Source organism: Campylobacter sp. BCW_6468, from assembly GCF_001762865.1.
Taxonomy (GTDB): Bacteria; Campylobacterota; Campylobacteria; order Campylobacterales; family Campylobacteraceae; genus Campylobacter_D; species Campylobacter_D jejuni.
This window is the reverse complement of record NZ_MJXQ01000035.1, coordinates 72,637-73,602: the sequence shown is the minus strand read 5'-3', so window position 1 is coordinate 73,602 and position 966 is coordinate 72,637. Positions and strand designations below refer to the sequence as shown.

The 966-nt window shown below is 20.2% G+C and carries 1 protein-coding gene; it reads left to right on the top strand.

Annotated elements, in window-relative coordinates:
* The coding region (locus tag AJ889_RS05585) for a hypothetical protein (RefSeq protein ID WP_224362736.1) at nt 1–808 on the top strand (808 nt) is incomplete at its 5' end.
* Nucleotides 809–966: the final 158 nt, after the last annotated feature.

The window sequence follows — 966 nt, the reverse complement described above, 5'->3', positions numbered from 1 at the left end:
AACAATGCAAAAAATACTTCAAATCGATTTAGAAAAAAGAAAAGCTTTAGAGAATTTCAAAAATCTAGCTTTATTAGGATTAGGTGGAACAATGCTTTTAAATTTAAAAGAACAAGCTTTGGATTTTAGTCAAGAATTAACTTATATAAATACTTATGATAAGTATTTAAATTTAAAGCTTGATTCTTTTTATATCCCTTCTACACTTTTATCTTTGCTTCAATTAACTAAGAAAAGCAAAGAAGCTTTTTATATCAATGTTTTAATCAATAGCAATACACATTATAAAAATCCTTTATTACAATATGCTATTACCCAAAAACAAGAACAAGAAAATATCGTTTATGCTTTAAAAAATAATGAAAATCTTAATGCTTCTTTTGCAAATCTTAATGCTTTAAAATTAGCCTTAGAAGAAAAGAATTTTTATCTTAATTTTATAGACTTAAACAGCAAAGAAAGTCTTTTAAGTTTTTATAATCAAATAATAAGCAATAATCATTTTAGAAATTATTTTTATATAAAAAATAATCAATTTTTTATTAAAAAAGATATAAAAAATAAAATTTTATTTCATAATATAAATTCTTCTTCTATTATAAGTAATTATCTTAGATTGTTAAATGATTTTAATACTTTAAGCAAGATAGAACTCATAAATATATTAGAAAGTTTAAGTTTATATAATCTTTCAACTTTAATGCAAACTATGCAAAATATACAATCAAAAAATGAATATAACTCAAAAGACTTTGATAAAGATAGTATCTTTTTATCTAATATGATTATGAATGTGAGATTGAAGTAAGTATAAGTAAATGATAGATTTGGTAAATTTAAATCTTGTTAAGTTTATTATTTAGTTCAAATAAAAAATATAAAAAAATATAGAAATTTAATAGAAAGAAGAGAAGTTTAGTTAAAAGTTTGTTTGGTAAGCCAAAGGAAAATTATAGCTCCCCTTTA